General features: G+C 68.5%; 15 protein-coding genes. 9 read left to right on the plus strand and 6 right to left on the minus strand.

Annotated features, from left to right (window positions below):
• Positions 1 to 126: 126 nt before the first annotated feature.
• On the minus strand, positions 127 to 1,257 hold the full coding sequence (gene dnaN, locus ACTYVM_RS05515) for a DNA polymerase III subunit beta (protein ID WP_400030445.1): 1,131 nt from the start codon (positions 1,255 to 1,257) through the stop codon (positions 127 to 129).
• Between the two features lie 885 nt (positions 1,258 to 2,142).
• Positions 2,143 to 4,131: a chromosomal replication initiator protein DnaA gene (gene dnaA / locus ACTYVM_RS05520; RefSeq protein ID WP_445524823.1), complete on the minus strand. Its 1,989-nt coding sequence runs from the start codon at positions 4,129 to 4,131 to the stop codon at positions 2,143 to 2,145.
• A 376-nt stretch (positions 4,132 to 4,507) separates the two neighbouring features.
• On the opposite strand from dnaA, the gene rpmH reads away from it, so the two are divergent.
• The 9 genes from rpmH to ACTYVM_RS05565 all read left to right on the plus strand — a co-directional run bounded on the left by rpmH (position 4,508) and on the right by ACTYVM_RS05565 (position 11,310).
• A complete protein-coding gene (rpmH, locus tag ACTYVM_RS05525; protein WP_003956500.1) occupies positions 4,508 to 4,645 on the plus strand; it encodes a 50S ribosomal protein L34 in 138 nt (45 codons plus the stop codon).
• 21 nt (positions 4,646 to 4,666) lie between these two features.
• Positions 4,667 to 5,038 carry a ribonuclease P protein component gene (gene rnpA / locus ACTYVM_RS05530; RefSeq protein ID WP_445524824.1) on the plus strand — a complete coding sequence of 124 codons (372 nt, stop codon included), beginning with the start codon at positions 4,667 to 4,669 and terminating at the stop codon, positions 5,036 to 5,038.
• The gene (yidD, locus tag ACTYVM_RS05535; protein WP_445524825.1) at positions 5,035 to 5,388 is read left to right on the plus strand and encodes a membrane protein insertion efficiency factor YidD; all 354 of its coding nucleotides are present in this window, start codon (positions 5,035 to 5,037) and stop codon (positions 5,386 to 5,388) included. The genes rnpA and yidD overlap by 4 nt, the downstream gene beginning before the upstream one ends.
• Positions 5,389 to 5,391: 3 nt before the next feature.
• Positions 5,392 to 6,669: a membrane protein insertase YidC gene (gene yidC, locus ACTYVM_RS05540; RefSeq protein ID WP_445524826.1), complete on the plus strand. Its 1,278-nt coding sequence runs from the start codon at positions 5,392 to 5,394 to the stop codon at positions 6,667 to 6,669.
• A gap of 15 nt (positions 6,670 to 6,684) precedes the next feature.
• Positions 6,685 to 7,197, plus strand: a complete 513-nt coding sequence (locus tag ACTYVM_RS05545) for a Jag family protein (RefSeq protein WP_445524827.1) — start codon at positions 6,685 to 6,687, stop codon at positions 7,195 to 7,197.
• Between the two features lie 119 nt (positions 7,198 to 7,316).
• Positions 7,317 to 8,033, plus strand: coding sequence for a 16S rRNA (guanine(527)-N(7))-methyltransferase RsmG (rsmG, locus tag ACTYVM_RS05550; protein WP_445524828.1), 717 nt, complete (start codon positions 7,317 to 7,319; stop codon positions 8,031 to 8,033).
• Between the two features lie 252 nt (positions 8,034 to 8,285).
• A complete protein-coding gene (locus tag ACTYVM_RS05555) occupies positions 8,286 to 9,359 on the plus strand; it encodes a ParA family protein (RefSeq protein WP_445524892.1) in 1,074 nt (357 codons plus the stop codon).
• Complete coding sequence (locus tag ACTYVM_RS05560; protein ID WP_445524829.1) at positions 9,356 to 10,483, plus strand: ParB/RepB/Spo0J family partition protein; 1,128 nt, start codon at positions 9,356 to 9,358, stop codon at positions 10,481 to 10,483. Before ACTYVM_RS05555 ends, ACTYVM_RS05560 begins: the two co-directional genes overlap by 4 nt.
• Before the next feature lie 209 nt (positions 10,484 to 10,692).
• Entirely contained in the window at positions 10,693 to 11,310 is a 618-nt protein-coding gene (locus ACTYVM_RS05565) for a GNAT family N-acetyltransferase (protein ID WP_445524830.1), read from the plus strand.
• Positions 11,311 to 11,404: 94 nt separating this feature from the next.
• Here ACTYVM_RS05565 and trxA read toward each other — a convergent pair whose 3' ends face one another.
• From trxA to sigM, 4 genes are all read right to left on the minus strand, one after another.
• A complete protein-coding gene (gene trxA / locus ACTYVM_RS05570) occupies positions 11,405 to 11,737 on the minus strand; it encodes a thioredoxin (RefSeq protein WP_141359862.1) in 333 nt (110 codons plus the stop codon).
• Positions 11,738 to 11,778: 41 nt separating this feature from the next.
• The gene (gene trxB / locus ACTYVM_RS05575) at positions 11,779 to 12,750 is read right to left on the minus strand and encodes a thioredoxin-disulfide reductase (RefSeq protein ID WP_445524831.1); all 972 of its coding nucleotides are present in this window, start codon (positions 12,748 to 12,750) and stop codon (positions 11,779 to 11,781) included.
• Positions 12,751 to 12,919: 169 nt separating this feature from the next.
• Positions 12,920 to 13,780: an anti-sigma factor family protein gene (locus tag ACTYVM_RS05580; RefSeq protein ID WP_445524832.1), complete on the minus strand. Its 861-nt coding sequence runs from the start codon at positions 13,778 to 13,780 to the stop codon at positions 12,920 to 12,922.
• The gene (gene sigM / locus ACTYVM_RS05585) at positions 13,777 to 14,502 is read right to left on the minus strand and encodes an RNA polymerase sigma factor SigM (protein ID WP_445524833.1); all 726 of its coding nucleotides are present in this window, start codon (positions 14,500 to 14,502) and stop codon (positions 13,777 to 13,779) included. The genes ACTYVM_RS05580 and sigM overlap by 4 nt, the downstream gene beginning before the upstream one ends.
• Between the last annotated feature and the right edge of the window lie 7 nt (positions 14,503 to 14,509).

The following is a 14,509-nucleotide window of genomic DNA, read 5'->3' on the forward strand; positions in this document are numbered from 1 at the left end:
GGCACTTTCGTACCCGCGTCCGAGCCTAGACCCGGACGCTCGCGCACATCCGTGGGCATACGCGCTCATGCGTATGCCCGGACCCGGGGCCGCCACCTGCGGAAACGCGCCCGGTCGTCAGCCCGGTCAGCCGCTCAGCCGCACCGGCATGATCAGGTACTTGTAGGCCACGTCCGCCTCGGCGTCCAGCGCGGGCTTGCCGCTGAGCAGCGCCGGCTTGGTGGACGTCGTGAAGGACAGCTGGGCCACCGGGGAGTCGATCGCGCTGAGGCCGTCCAGCAGGAACGTGGGGTTGAAGGCGATCGAGATGTCGTCGCCCTCCAGCTGCGCGTCGACCCTCTCCACAGCCTGTGCGTCGTCGCTGGAGCCGGCCTCCAGGATCAGCACGCCCTGCTCGAAGCTCAGACGCACCGGGGTGTTGCGCTCGGCGACCAGCGCCACGCGCTTGACGGCCTCCACGAAGGGGGCGGTCTCGATGACGGCAACGGAGTTGAACTCCGTCGGGAACAGGGTGCGGTACTTCGGGAGGTCGCCCTCCAGCAGACGCGTGGTCGTACGTCGCCCGGCACCCTCGAACCCGATCAGGCCCTCACCGGCACCCGAGCCGGACAGCGCGAGGGTCACGCTGTCGCCGCTGGTCAGCGCCTTGGCGGTGTCCAGCAGGGTCTTGGCGGGCACCAGGGCGACCGCGGAGGCGTCCGGGTTCTCCGGCTTCCACAGGAACTCGCGGACCGCGAAGCGGTAGCGGTCGGTGGAGGCCAGCGTGACGGTGTCGCCCTCGATCTCGATGCGGACACCAGTCAGCACGGGCAGTGTGTCGTCGCGGCCGGCCGCGATCGCCACCTGCTGCACGGCGGAGGCGAAGACCTCGCCGGGCACTGTGCCCGTCGCGTTCGGCATCTGCGGGAGCGCCGGGTACTCCTCCACCGGCAGGGTGTGGAGGGTGAAGCGCGAGGAACCGCAGACCACCGTCGCCCGTACACCGTCTGTGGAGATCTCCACGGGACGGTTGGGCAGGGCGCGCGAGATGTCGGCGAGCAGGCGGCCGGAGACGAGGACGGTGCCCTCCTCCTCGACCTCGGCCTCGACGGACACCCGCGCGGAGACCTCGTAGTCGAAGCTGGACAGGCTCAGCTGGCCGTCCTCCGCCTTGAGCAGCAGGCCGGCGAGAACAGGCGCCGGCGGACGGGCCGGAAGGCTGCGTGCCGCCCAGGCCACTGCCTCCGCGAGTACGTCGCGTTCCACCCGGATCTTCACCGTAAGCCGCCTCCTGCTGTTGCTACTGAGTCCTCCGACTCGGTGTCGCCGCCCACTGGGACGGGAAGGACACCGGGGACCAGTCTGACGCACGGCACTGACAGTAGGCGCCTGTCGGGGTCAAGTCGTGCTGAGGGGAGGTCGGGCTCGAGAGCTCGAGTTGTGCACAGGACCCGCTTCGAAACGGATTCCGCACTCTCTCTGGTTGTCAGTAGTAGTAGGGCCTGTGGATACCGTGGATAACCACGTTTGCCCAGCTCAGCGCGGAGATTTTGTCCACTGGCCCTGTGGGTGGGACCGGTGGACAACTCGGCGTCTCTGTGGAGAACGGGAAGTTCTGCACACCTCGCCCACAGCCCGAGGGCAGTTCTCCCCAGCTGCGTCCCCAGCTTTACCCAGGTTTCCCACATGCCAATCGCGGACCTTGGTGTGACGGCTTTCACTCGACGCGGTGACCGGGGGCGTCGCGTTGCCGAACAGTGGACAGCCATGTGGAGAAGCGGCCGATCACTGGGGACAACAGCTCCCAACCTGTGGGTTGCCGGTGGACAACCCAGGCCACGACTTGTGGACAGTGGCGTTGTCCACAGTCTGTGGAGAGTCTTCGTCCACCATTCCACAGGCCTCTGAGCTGGGGCGATAGTGGATCGACCGCACAGCCTGTGGATGCCGTCTGGACAACTTCCGGGTCCCCAGGATGTGGATGGAAAATACTCGGCGAATCTGTGGAGGGCGGCCGTAACCCGGCGCGGATTCGAACAACCGCGGACGCCACAACGGCTCGGGGGCGGACGCCGCAACGGCCCACGGCGTGGGCCGCAACGACTCAGGGCGCCTCCGGGATCCGCTCCCGGAGGCGCCCTGAGCGCCGCTCTGTGTCTGTCCTCAGCCGTTCTTGATGCGGTTGGTCAGCTCCGTGACCTGGTTGTAGATCGAGCGTCGCTCGGCCATCAGCGCACGGATCTTGCGGTCGGCGTGCATCACGGTCGTGTGGTCGCGGCCGCCGAACTGGGCGCCGATCTTCGGCAGCGACAGATCCGTCAGCTCACGGCAGAGGTACATGGCGATCTGGCGGGCGGTGACCAGGGCCCGGCCGCGCGAGGTGCCGCACAGGTCCTCGACGGTGAGGCCGAAGTAGTCGGCCGTGGCCGCCATGATGGCCGGCGCCGTGATCTCCGGGGCCGTGTCCTCGCCGCCGGGGATCAGGTCCTTCAGGACGATCTCCGTCAGGCCCAGGTCCACCGGCTGCCGGTTGAGCGAGGCGAACGCCGTCACCCGGATCAGCGCGCCCTCCAGCTCGCGGATGTTGCGCGAGATCCGGGAGGCGATGAACTCCAGCACCTCCGGCGGGGCGTTCAGCTGCTCCTGCACCGCCTTCTTGCGCAGGATCGCGATGCGGGTCTCCAGCTCGGGCGGCTGGACGTCGGTGATCAGGCCCCACTCGAACCGGTTGCGCAGCCGGTCCTCCAGCGTCACCAGCTGCTTGGGCGGCCGGTCGCTGGAGAGCACGATCTGCTTGTTGGCGTTGTGGAGGGTGTTGAAGGTGTGGAAGAACTCCTCCTGCGTCGACTCCTTGTCCGCGAGGAACTGGATGTCGTCGACGAGCAGGATGTCCATCTCGCGGTAGCGCTTGCGGAAGCTGTCGCCCTTGCCGTCGCGGATGGAGTTGATGAACTCGTTGGTGAACTCCTCGGAGCTCACGTACCGCACGCGCGTACCCGGGTACAGGCTGCGCGCGTAGTGGCCGATCGCGTGCAGCAGGTGGGTCTTGCCGAGCCCGGACTCCCCGTAGATGAACAGCGGGTTGTACGCCTTGGCGGGTGCCTCGGCGACGGCGACCGCGGCCGCGTGGGCGAAGCGGTTGGACGCGCCGATGACGAACGTGTCGAAGAGGTACTTGGGGTTCAGGCGCGCGGTCGGCTCGCCGGGGCCGGCCGCCGGCGCGGGCTTCGCGGCCGACGGGCCGGGGGCGCCGGTGGCGGGCAGGTTCGGGCCCATCGGGCCGCCGCGGTGCGCCTGGCCGGCGCCGGTCGGCTCCGGCGGCTCACGGCGGCCGGCATCGCGCTGGTCGTAGTCGCGCGGGTCGTAGTCGCCGCGGGACGGGTCGTAGTCGGAGCGCGGCTGGTCGTACGGCGGGCGCTCCATCGACGGGGAACGGTAGTCCTGCGCGTAGGAGTCCTTGGCCGGCGGATAGGCGTCCTGGTGGCCGTATCCGGTGTCCTGCGGCCCGTAGGCGTCCTGGGAGGGCGAGGCGTAGGGGTCCCGCTCGGGGAAGCCGAGCCGCTGCTGCTGCCACCCGTAGTCGTCCTGGTGGTGACGCGGCCAGGCGCCGGGCTCGGGGTGCTGGTACTCCGCGTACTCGGAGGGATAGGCGGGGCGCGCGGCCGGGAGGTGGTCGCCGCCGTCCGCCGGCTGGGGGCCGGTGCGCGGGGGCGGCAGCTGGTCGCCCTGGGCGCCCGGGAACTGGTCGGGGCGGGCGGGACGGTGAAGGTCCGCCCGGCGCCGGCCGTAGCCCTCGTAGCCGCCGCCCTGGCCCGGGGGCAGCTCCTGGTCCTCGTAGCGCGGCGCCGGTGCGGGCGCGGGGGCCTGGGACTCGCCGACGGAGCTGTCGACGGTGATCGCGATACGGATCGGGCGGCCGCACTCGCGGCTCAGCGTCTCGCTGACGACCGGGGCGAGGCGCCCTTCGAGCACGCCCTTGGCGAACTCGTTCGGCACGGCGAGCAGGGCGGTGTCCGCGACCAGTGCGAGTGGCTGGCAGCGCCGGATCCAGTGCTCGTCCTTCACCTCGACGCCCTGTCCGCGTCCCTCACCGAGAAGCTGCTCCAGAACTCGTGGCCACACTGCGGCAAGATCGGCAGGTACGTCAGCCACAGGGCACGCTCTCTCACAGGTCCCACGAACGTGTGGTGCGGGACGGGTCGGTATCCAAAACGGGTGGGGCGGGGGACATGGGAACGAATCGGAGTCCAGTCACGGTAGTCAGCGCGACGGCTGCGGTTCAAGTCGTTGTCCCCAGGCTGTGGACAGTGTCTCTCGGGAGCGGCTGGTTTGACCGGATGGCGTAGTCGCGCGTACCGTGACCAGGTCGAGTTGTCGATGGCTGCTGCCGCCTGCCTCCGAAGGGCACAGATCACGTCAAGGGTGATCGGAAAGCGGTGCACTCGAGCGTAACTGCGAGCTACTCGTGGGCGCACGGTGACAGCCAGGACGGCACCCCGCCACTACTGATTCTTTCTGGAGCCCCCGAGTGAGCAAGCGCACCTTCCAGCCGAACAACCGTCGTCGCGCGAAGACCCACGGCTTCCGGCTGCGTATGCGCACCCGTGCCGGCCGCGCGATTCTCGCGTCTCGCCGTAGCAAGGGTCGCGCCCGTCTGTCCGCCTGATTCCGGTCAGGTCATGACATCGTGCTGCCCACCGAGAACCGGCTGAGGCGGCGCGAGGACTTCGCGACCGCGGTACGACGAGGGCGTCGCACTGGACGCCCGCTTCTCGTCGTCCATCTACGTAGCGGTGCCACGGACCCGCACGTGCCAGGGGAGAGCGCTCCCCCGTCACGTGCGGGTTTCGTCGTGAGCAAGGCGGTGGGTGGCGCGGTCGTCCGCAACACGGTGAAGCGCAGACTTCGCCATCTGATGCGCGACCGAGTCGCCCTGCTGCCCCCCGGTAGCCTGGTAGTCGTACGAGCGCTGCCCGGTGCGGGCGACGCCGATCACGCACAGCTGGCCCGAGACCTGGATGCCGCCCTTCGACGGCTACTGGGAGGGGGCGCGCGATGAAGTACCCGCTGCTGGTTCTGATCAAGCTGTACCAGTGGACCATCAGCCCGTTGCTCGGGCCGGTGTGCAAGTACTACCCGTCGTGTTCCCACTACGGCTACACGGCCATCGACCGGCACGGTGCGATCAAGGGAACGGCGCTCACCGCGTGGCGCATCCTGCGGTGCAATCCGTGGTCGCTCGGCGGTGTGGACCATGTCCCGCCGCGCAAGCGTCCGCGGTGGCACGAGATGCTGCGCAACGCCTGGCGTGCGCGCAAGGGCGGGCCCTCCGCCGCCGAAACGGCCACCGACGGGAACATGCCGGCGGTCCCGGCCGCAGAGACCTCGCCCCATGCCCAAGGAGCATGATTAGTGGACACGATTGCCAGCCTCTTCAGTTTCATCACCTGGCCCGTCTCCTGGGTCATCGTCCAGTTCCATACGGTGTACGGGGCGATCTTCGGGCCTGACACCGGGTGGGCCTGGGGCCTGTCCATCGTGTCCCTGGTGATCCTGATCCGTATCTGCCTGATCCCGCTCTTCGTGAAGCAGATCAAGGCGACCCGGGCGATGCAGACGCTCCAGCCCGAGATGAAGAAGATCCAGGAGCGCTACAAGAACGACAAGCAGCGCCAGTCCGAAGAGATGATGAAGCTGTACAAGGAGTCGGGTACCAACCCGCTCTCCTCGTGCCTTCCCATCCTGGCGCAGTCCCCGTTCTTCTTCGCCCTGTACCACGTGCTGAACGGCATCGCGACGGGCAAGACGATCGGCGTCATCGACGATCAGCTGCTGGCCAGTGCCCGTAAGGCGCACATCGTCGGCGCGCCGCTCGCCGCGAAGTTCATGGACAGCAGCGACAAGGTCGCCGCGCTCGGTGCCTCGCTGACCGACGTCCGTGTGGTGACCGCGGTCATGATCATCCTGATGTCGGCGTCGCAGTTCTACACGCAGCGCCAGCTGATGACCAAGAACGTCGACACGACGGTGAAGACGCCGTTCATGCAGCAGCAGAAGATGCTGATGTACGTCTTCCCGGTCATGTTCGCCATCTTCGGTATCAACTTCCCCGTCGGTGTCCTCGTCTACTGGCTGACCACCAACGTGTGGACCATGGGCCAGCAGATGTACGTCATCCACAACAACCCGACCCCGGGTTCCAAGGCGCAGGCCGCCTACCTGGAGCGGCTCTTCAAGCACGTCACGCACCACGGCAAGACCCGCAACCGGCGTGAGAAGGCCATCGTCAAGGCGATCGTCGTCAAGGGTCGGGACCGCAACGAGTTCGAGCGCAAGTTCATCAACGGTCTGAACAAGACGGGTCTCGCGGCCCAGTCCGACGGTTCCGTGGTGAGGAGCGACAGCGCCGCCGTCGCGCAGGCCGGGGCCGAGGACGGTGCGACCACCGCCACCGCTCCCCGGCGCCAGCAGCCCAAGCGGCAGACCAAGGCGCAGCGCCAGTCGGGTGGTACGAAGTCGGCCGGTGAGGAGACGGAGTCTCCGTCGCTGACCAAGTCCGACGAGCCGGCGGACGCCCCGGCCGCCGGCTCGAAGAAGGCCGTCTCCAAGCCCGGTAACGGCACCCGCAGCAAGGCCCAGTCCGGACAGCGCAAGGGTCCGCAGCGGCCCAAGTCCCCGTCCAAGAAGTAAGAAGGAGCCCACCCCGTGACGGAAGGCACCACCTCCGCCGCTGCCGAGGGCGCAGACGCCCTGACCCGCCTGGAGCAGGAGGGCGAGATCGCGGCGGACTACCTCGAGGGTCTACTGGACATCGCCGACCTCGACGGTGACATCGACATGGATGTCGAGGCCGACCGCGCCTCTGTCTCGATCATCAGCGACACCGGCGGTCGCGACCTGCAGAAGCTGGTCGGCCGTGATGGTGAGGTGCTGGAGGCACTGCAGGAGCTCACGCGCCTGGCCGTGCACCGGGAGACCGGCGACCGCAGCCGTCTGATGCTGGACATCGCGGGCTACCGCGCCAAGAAGCGGACCGAGCTGTCCGAGCTGGGCGCGAAGGCCGCCGCCGAGGCCAAGAGCAGCGGCGAGCCCGTGAAGCTGAGGCCGATGACTCCGTTCGAGCGCAAGGTCGTGCACGACGCGGTCAAGGCCGCCGGCCTGCGCAGCGAGTCGGAGGGCGAGGAGCCGCAGCGCTTCGTCGTCGTGCTTCCCGCCTGAGCGGTCCCACGTTCCACCGGCCCCGTCTGTTGTGCAGGCGGGGCCGTACTACTTTGTCAGCCTCGTAGTTCTGATGGTCGGCGTCGAGAGCGCCGATGCGGTACGGAAGGACGGTCCCCGTGACGGCGGAAGCGGAGCTCCCCCCTGCGCCCGAGCAGGCACGTGATGTATTTGGTGATCGCTTCGCGGATGCGGTCCGGTACGCCGAGCTGCTGGCCGAGGCAGGAGTGCAGCGAGGGCTCATCGGCCCCCGTGAGGTACCCCGTCTGTGGGAGCGGCATCTGCTGAATTGTGCCGTGCTCTCGGAGGTGGTTCCCGAGGGGGTGACGGTGTGCGACGTCGGCTCGGGCGCCGGTCTGCCGGGCATTCCCCTGGCCCTGGTCCGGTCGGACCTGAAGATCACGCTGCTGGAGCCGCTGCTGCGGCGCACCAACTTCCTCACCGAGGTCGTGGAGCTGCTGGGGCTCGACCATGTCACCGTCGTCCGGGGGCGTGCCGAGGAAGTGATGGGTCAGCTTCCGCCGGTGCAGGTGGTGACCGCCCGCGCGGTTGCGCCGCTGGACCGCCTGGCCACGTGGGGCATCCCGCTGCTGCGTCCCTATGGGGAGATGCTCGCCCTCAAGGGGGATACCGCGGAGGAGGAGCTGAAGAGCGCGGCCGCCGCCCTGAGTAAGCTCGGTGCGGTGGAGACCTCCGTCCTGCATGTGGGTGAGGGCATCGTGGATCCTCTCTCCACCGTCGTGCGGGTCGAGGTCGGAGAGAGCCCGGGCGGCGTACGCTTCGCGGCCAAGAGGGCGAAGGCTGCGCGGATGGGACGGACGCGGCGGCGCCGATAGGCGTTCGTACTCCACACAAGCTGCCAAACCTCTACATGCCGGAGTGTCGCGGCAGTCCGGCCACGGCCGCTGTGCATCGTGTTTCACGTGAAACGTCGCTCACTGCTGCACGGCATCATCGACCGTGGCCGCGCCGCGGCCCAACCTCGCAACCGCAAGCCTCTCGGTTCGCTCGGACAGGGAACGGAGATGTCCACAGAGGTGGATTTCTCCACAGAACGTCAGGCCTCACTGGTTCACGACCCCGAAGGCATGGGAGGCTCTATTCATTGCGAGCCTGAAGTCGAGGAGAGTGAATCCTTGCGGTCCGACGCCAACATCGCGGGACCGATGACCGAACCGGTCCCCGGTCCCCGTACCGAATCGATGGGGGAGGATGTTTCACGTGAAACGCCACCCCCGATGGACGACACTCCCATCGGTCGTGCTGCCCAACTGGCGGTCGAGGCTCTGGGTCGCGCCGGCGAGGGTCTGCCTCAGCCCGAACAGACCCGCGTCATGGTGGTCGCCAACCAGAAGGGTGGCGTGGGCAAGACGACGACGACCGTCAACCTTGCCGCTTCGCTGGCTCTGCACGGTGCCCGTGTCCTGGTGGTCGACCTCGACCCGCAGGGCAATGCCTCCACGGCGCTGGGTATCGACCATCACGCCGAAGTCCCCTCCATCTATGACGTCCTGGTGGAGAGCAGGCCGCTGGCCGAGGTCGTCCAGCCCGTCTCCGATGTGGAGGGCCTCTTCTGCGCCCCCGCCACGATCGATCTCGCCGGTGCGGAGATCGAGCTGGTGTCCCTGGTGGCGCGGGAGAGCCGGCTTCAGCGGGCCATCCAGGCCTACGAGCAGCCGCTGGACTACATCCTCATCGACTGCCCGCCCTCACTGGGTCTGCTGACGGTCAATGCGCTCGTCGCCGGCCAGGAGGTCCTCATCCCGATCCAGTGCGAGTACTACGCGCTGGAGGGCCTGGGCCAGTTGCTGCGCAATGTCGACTTGGTCCGGGGGCACCTCAACCCCGCCCTGCATGTGTCGACCATCCTGCTCACCATGTACGACGGCCGGACGCGTCTGGCGTCCCAGGTCGCGGAAGAGGTGCGCAGCCACTTCGGTGAAGAGGTGCTGCGGACGAGCATTCCCCGCTCGGTCCGTATCTCCGAGGCGCCGAGCTATGGGCAGACGGTGCTGACTTACGATCCAGGATCAAGCGGTGCCCTCTCCTATCTTGAGGCGGCACGAGAAATCGCGCTGAGGGGCGTCGGCGTCGGCTACGACGCCACGCACGCCCACATCGGCGCACAGGGTGATCCGAGCATGGTGGAGGGGATTCAGTGAGCGAGCGACGGAGGGGGTTGGGCCGCGGGCTAGGCGCGCTGATCCCCGCTGCCCCGACCGGGGAGAAACCGTCGGCCCCGGCGACGGCGGGGGGCGCGGGCTCCGCGTCGTCCACGGCCGTCCCGGTGATGACCGGTGACCGGAGCGACCGGGCCGACCGGGGTGTGGCGGCGGCGAAGGTGACCACACTGCCGCCTGTTTCACGTGAAACATCTCCGCCGCAGGCGAACAGCGCGGCTGAGATGACCGCGTCTGCGATGGGCGCCCACTTCGCCGAGATCCCCCTCGACTCCATCACGCCGAACCCACGCCAGCCGCGTGAGGTCTTCGACGAGGACGCGCTGGGCGAGCTTGTCACCTCGATCAAGGAGGTCGGGCTCCTCCAGCCCGTCGTCGTCCGGCAGCTCGGTCCCGCGCGCTACGAGCTCATCATGGGCGAGCGGCGCTGGCGGGCCTGCCGTGAGGCCGGGCTCGCAGCCATTCCGGCGATCGTGCGGGCTACGGATGACGAGAAGCTTCTCCTGGACGCCCTGCTGGAGAACCTGCACCGGGCCCAGCTGAACCCGCTGGAAGAGGCAGCCGCCTACGACCAGCTGCTGAAGGACTTCAACTGTACGCACGACCAGTTGGCGGACCGGATTGGCCGGTCCCGCCCGCAGGTCTCCAACACCCTGCGTCTGCTGAAGCTCTCGCCAGCCGTTCAGCGCCGGGTCGCCGCCGGCGTTCTTTCTGCCGGACACGCGCGAGCGCTGCTCTCCGTCGAGGACTCGGAGGAGCAGGACCGGCTGGCCCATCGGATCGTCGCCGAGGGATTGTCGGTGCGGGCGGTCGAGGAGATCGTGACGTTGATGGGGTCGCGGCCGGCGGCGGCTCCTCGTTCCAAGGGCCCGCGTGCCGGTGGGCAGGTCTCTCCGGCCCTGTCCGATCTCGCGACGCGTCTGTCCGACCGCTTCGAGACGCGGGTGAAGGTCGACCTGGGACAGAAGAAGGGCAAGATCACCGTCGAGTTCGCCTCCATGGAGGACCTGGAACGCATCCTCGGCACGCTGGCTCCGGGCGAGGGTCCGGTCATAGAGAAGAGTCTTCTGGACGAGGAGGCGTTGGACGAGGAGACGGAGGGCTGAGTTTACTGAGCCCGTCCGAGGGACGCTTTCGGCTCGGCCGATCGGCACAGGCGGGTCGTGTCCGGTGTGTACCGGAACACGGCCCGCTCTTTGCTTTCAGGCGGTATCGATGCAATCGCATGGTCGATACGATGCGTTCGGGTATGACGCATCCACCCGGCGGCTCCCGCGCGCGGCACCGCGGGCGCAGGAAGCGAGGAAGTGCCTCCATGGGCCGTAGGCTCGTACCGCTCACGCTGGACAACCTTCAAGACCTGCCTCAGCGCTGCCGTGCGTGTGTCTTCTGGGAGCTGGACCCCGTCAGCGGCGAAGCAGCGGTGACGGCGGGCACCGCCGCGGCGGAAAAGGAAGCGTGGATCTCCGCCGTCCTGCTGGACTGGGGATCCTGCGGCCGGGTCGTCTATGTCGACGACGCTCCCGTGGGCTTCGTTCTCTACGCTCCCCCCGCCTACGTCCCTCATTCCACGGCGTTCCCCACGAGTCCCCTCTCTCCGGACGCGGTGCAGCTGATGACCGGCTTCATCATGCCGGGCTACCAGGGCCAGGGGCTGGGCCGTGTGATGGTTCAGACGGTCGCGAAGGACCTGCTCCGGCGAGGCTTCAAGGCCATCGAGGCGTTCGGGGACGCCCGCTGGAAGGAACCCGCCTGCATGCTTCCCGCCGACCATCTGCTGGCCGTGGGGTTCAAGACGGTGCGGCACCACCCGACCCACCCGCGGCTACGGCTGGAACTGCGGTCGACGCTGTCCTGGAAGGATGACGTGGAGATGGCGATCGACCGGCTTCTGGGAGCCGTGCAGAAGGAACCGGCGCTGAGGCCGCTGTAGGCAAGTTGCCTCATGGGAATGGGCCAACCCGGAAGGGTTGGCCCATTCGTGTTTCACGTGAAACATCGCCGCCGTCTCGGCGGCCCTGCCGCGCTTACTCGGCGACGAAGTCCTCGAGGTCGCGAACGATCGCGGCCTTCGGCTTCGCGCCCACGATGGTCTTGGCGACCTCGCCGTTCTGGTACACGTTCAGGGTCGGGATGGACATGACCCCGTACTTGGCGGCGGTGTTCGGGTTCTCGTCGATGTTGAGCTTGACGACCTCGATCTTGTCGCCGTACTCGGCGGCGATCGCCTCAAGGGACGGAGCGATCTGGCGGCAGGGGCCGCACCAAGCGGCCCAGAAGTCCACCAGGACGGGCTTGTCGCTCTTCAGGACGTCCTGCTCGAAGGAGTCGTCGGTCACGTTCTTCAGGGTGCCGGCCACAGCGGGCTCCTTAACTGGTCGTGCGATGGGGTGGTTGGATCTCAGACGGTGGACTTCTCGGACTCGGCCTTCTGCTCGTTGTCCGCGAGGGCCGCGAGGAAGCGTTCGGCGTCGAGGGCGGCGGAGCAGCCGGTGCCGGCCGCGGTGATCGCCTGGCGGTAGGTGTGGTCGACCACGTCGCCGGCGCCGAAGACACCGGTCAGGTTGGTGCGGGTGGACGGCGAGTCGACCTTCAGGTAACCCTCCTCGTCCAGGTCCAGCTGACCCTTGAAGAGCTCCGTACGCGGGTCGTGGCCGATCGCGATGAACAGGCCCGTCACCGGCAGGTCCGAGAGCTCGCCGGTCTTGACGTTGCGCAGCTTCAGGCCGGAGAGCTTCTGGTCGCCCTGGATCTCCGCGACCTCGCTGTCCCAGACGAACTTGATCTTCGGGTCGGCGAAGGCACGCTCCTGCATCGCCTTGGAGGCACGCAGGGTGTCCCGGCGGTGGACGACCGTGACGGACTTGGCGAACCGGGAGAGGAAGGTGGCTTCCTCCATGGCGGTGTCACCGCCACCGATCACGGCGATGTCCTGCTCCCGGAAGAAGAATCCGTCGCAGGTGGCGCACCAGGAGACCCCCCGGCCGGAGAGCGTGTCCTCGTTCGGCAGACCGAGCTTGCGGTGTTGCGAGCCGGTGGTGACGATGACGGCCTTCGCCTGGTGCACCGTGCCCGCGGTGTCCGTGACGGTCTTGATCTCACCGCTCAGGTCGACGGAGACCACGTCGTCCGGGATGAGCTCGGCGCCGAAGCGCTCGGCCTGCGCACGCATGTTGTCCATGAGGTCGGGGCCCATGATTCCGTCGCGGAAGCCGGGGAAGTTCTCCACGTCGGTGGTGTTCATCAGAGCACCACCCGCGGTGACCGCACCCTCGAAAACCAGCGGCTTCAGCGACGCGCGCGCGGTGTAGAGCGCCGCCGTGTAGCCGGCGGGCCCGGAGCCGATGATGATCACGTTACGGACATCGCTCACGGCTTGATTCCTCGTCTCTGGACTGTGTCGTACGGCCGGTGGGAGCCTCTCTCACAGCTCTCACCCCACCCAACGGATCCTAAGGGGCGTGCATTCCCAGCGCGCCGGGGCACACGGAGGGGCGCCAGCACAAGGGAGTCCCGCAGCGCGAGGAGCCGGGCGTGCCGGCTCAGGAACGCGCGTAGGAGTGCGACAGCAGCACCTTGGCCGCGACCGCAGGATGGCGGACACAGGTCGCGTCGACCAGGTAGGCCGTGACGCGGGTGCTGTCGCCGGAGGCGTCGGGCAGCACGACGAGATAGGCGTCCTTGCCGGCGTAGGTGCCCGCCCGGGCCGCGATCGGGATGCCGCTGTCGTTGATGCTCTGCCGCACGCACGAGGGGACCGTCGGGGGTCGGCTCTTCAACAGCTTCGGCTGTTCGGTGCCGGTACCAGGAGCGGAGTCCACACCGAAGCTGTGCGGGGCACGGGTGTCGCCCTGCTGCTCTTGGCCGAGGAGATCGGCCACTTCGTTCTTGAGGGTGCCCGCGGAGAAGGTGTCCGCGGACGCGCTCGGACGGCCGTGCGCCGCGGTGCCGGCTGCGTTGTCGTCGTGGAGCGTCGCCAGTACCACGGACGTCACGCCCAGGGCGGCGAGGGCGACGACGGACCCCAGAACGGCAACCCTGCGGCGTCCCCGCCGGGTGCCCGTCTTGCGGCCGGGTCCGGTGCTGGAGGCGCGAGGGCGACCGGAGGGGCGGTCAGCGGCCGATGTTTCACGTGAAACACGCACGCCACCGTCAACGGTGGTCTCGGCCGCGAGAGCCGCATCGATACGATCCGCCACGTCGGCCGGCATGGCGGGTACATCCGGGAGGGTGCCGAGCAGGTCACGGACCTCCGTCAGCGACGCGTGGACATCGGCGCACAGCTCGCACTCGTCCAGATGGCGCCGGAGGTCTGCGGTCCGGGAGGGGGTGAGGAGGCCTTCGGCGAGGTCGGAGATCTCCGTGACGTCCGGGTGCCCGGCCGCGTCTGTCGTGGACTTCACGCTCGCCCACCTCCGCCCTTCACAGCAGCTGAATCGCTTGATCCCGTGCCCCGCGGGTGTCTGCCCTCAGGCCCCGTCGCCGGTGGGACGGACGTCCCCTGCGCCCGGTTCCGTCCCGCGTCTGATTCCTTCTCGTCGCCGGTACGTCCCGGTCGCAGATGGGTGAGCAGCGGCAGGAGCCTGGCTCTGCCCCGGGCGCAACGGCTCTTCACCGTTCCGGTCGGCACATCGAGGATGCGGGCGGCCTCGGCGACCGGGTAGCCCTGCATGTCCACAAGCACCAGGGCGGCGCGCTGGTCCGGCGGGAGCGTGTCCAGCGCCTCGACGAGCTGCCGCTGCACGTCGTTCCTCTCGGCGGGCGCCGAGGCCGACTCGTGCGGCTCCAGCAACTGCTCCAGGCGCTCGGTGTCACTCATGGGCGAGGTCTTGCGGGAGGCGGCCTTGCGGACTCGGTCCAGGCAGGCGTTCACCGTGATCCGGTGCAGCCAGGTCGTGACGGCCGACTGGCCGCGGAAGGTGCCCGCGGCCCGGTAGGCGGAGACGAACGCGTCCTGCACGGCGTCAGCGGCCTCCTCGCGGTCGCCCAGCGTGCGCAGGGCGACCGCCCACAGACGGTCGCGGTGGCGGCGTACGAGCTCACCGAAGGCTTCGGGGTCGCCCTCCACATGACGGGAGAGCAGTTCCTGATCGCTCGCACCGCCGTATCCGGCGCCGTCCGCCATCTGACCC

It is taken from the genome of Streptomyces cyslabdanicus (assembly GCF_052663305.1).

Coding starts and splice junctions, on each gene's coding strand:
- ACTYVM_RS05555 (WP_445524892.1), top strand. CDS start 8,286: ATGGGAGGCTCTATTCATTGCGAGCCTGAAGTCGAGGAGAGTGAATCC.
- sigM (WP_445524833.1), bottom strand. CDS start 14,502: ATGGCGGACGGCGCCGGATACGGCGGTGCGAGCGATCAGGAACTGCTC.
- ACTYVM_RS05565 (WP_445524830.1), top strand. CDS start 10,693: ATGGGCCGTAGGCTCGTACCGCTCACGCTGGACAACCTTCAAGACCTG.
- yidD (WP_445524825.1), top strand. CDS start 5,035: ATGAAGTACCCGCTGCTGGTTCTGATCAAGCTGTACCAGTGGACCATC.